General features: G+C 66.8%; 1 protein-coding gene. It reads left to right on the top strand.

Annotation, left to right across the window (positions count from 1 at the left end; translation table 11 throughout):
- The coding region (locus I55_RS06400) for an efflux RND transporter periplasmic adaptor subunit (RefSeq protein ID WP_044559664.1) at window positions 1–1,170 on the top strand (1,170 nt) is incomplete at both ends.

Below are 1,170 nucleotides of genomic sequence, written 5' to 3'. Positions count from 1 at the left end.
CGCCGCCAAGTCCTTCCTGTTGCCGCCAACGCCGCCCGCCGTCATGACATCGCCCGTCACGGTGGCCGATGTCGAGGAGAGCATTCTGGCCAATGGCAAGCTGAAGCCCGCGCGCCTGGTGGCCGTAGGGTCGCAGGCCACGGGCCGCGTCACGGCGCTGAAGGTGGCGTTGGGCCAGCGCGTGTCCAAAGGCGATCTCGTCGCCACCATCGACAGCACCACCCAGGAAAACAACCTGAAGACGGAGAAGGCGGCGCTGGCCAGCGTGCGCGCCCAACGCGACGAAAAGGTGGCCGCGCTGAAGCTGGCGCAACAGACGCTGGATCGCCAACGCGCGATGACGCCTTTGCGCGCGGTTTCACAGGCTGATCTTCAGTCCGCCGAGTCCGATGTGGCGCAGTACCAGGCCCAGATCCGGTCCTTGGACGCCCAGATCGTGGAGGCCGAGGTGGCGGTCAGCACCGCGGCCATCAACCTGGGCTATACCCAGATCACCGCTCCCATCGACGGCACGGTGCTGTCCATCGTTACCCAGGAGGGGCAAACGGTGAACGCCGCCCAGTCGGCGCCCACCATCGTCATCCTGGGCCAATTGGACAGCATGACCGTGCGCACGGAGATATCGGAGGCTGATGTGGTGCGGGTGGCGCCGGGGCGGCCGGTGTATTTCACCATCCTGGGCGACCGTGACCACCGCTATGACGCGACCTTGACGTCCATCGAGCCGGCGCCGGAAAGCATCACCAGCGACAGCAGCATCACCTCCAGTTCGTCCACCAGTTCCTCATCGTCGTCGTCCTCCAGTTCAACGGCCATCTATTACAACGGCGTCTTCAACGTGCCCAATCCGGAGGGGCGCCTGCGTACCTACATGACGGCGGAAGTGCACATCGTCCTGGGCCAGGCCAAGGGCGTGCTGACGGTGCCATCGTCCGCCCTGACCAAGGGGCCGGATGGCGCCCAGATGGTCCGCGTCCTGGACGCGCAGGGCCAGATCCGGCCCCGGCGGGTTGAAATCGGACTGAACAACAAGGTAACGGCGGAGGTGCGGTCCGGCCTGAAGCAAGGGGAACGGGTGGTGACGGGGGAGATCACCGGCGATACCAAATCCAGCGCGTCGATGATGATGGGGCCGCCGCCCGGCGGCGGTGGCGGCCCCCCGCCGGGGGG

The sequence above is a fragment of the Azospirillum sp. B4 genome, assembly GCF_000333275.1.
GTDB lineage: Bacteria > Pseudomonadota > Alphaproteobacteria > Azospirillales > Azospirillaceae > Nitrospirillum.
The sequence above is the reverse complement of the archived record's forward strand: the minus strand, read 5'-3'. Positions and strand labels throughout refer to the sequence as shown.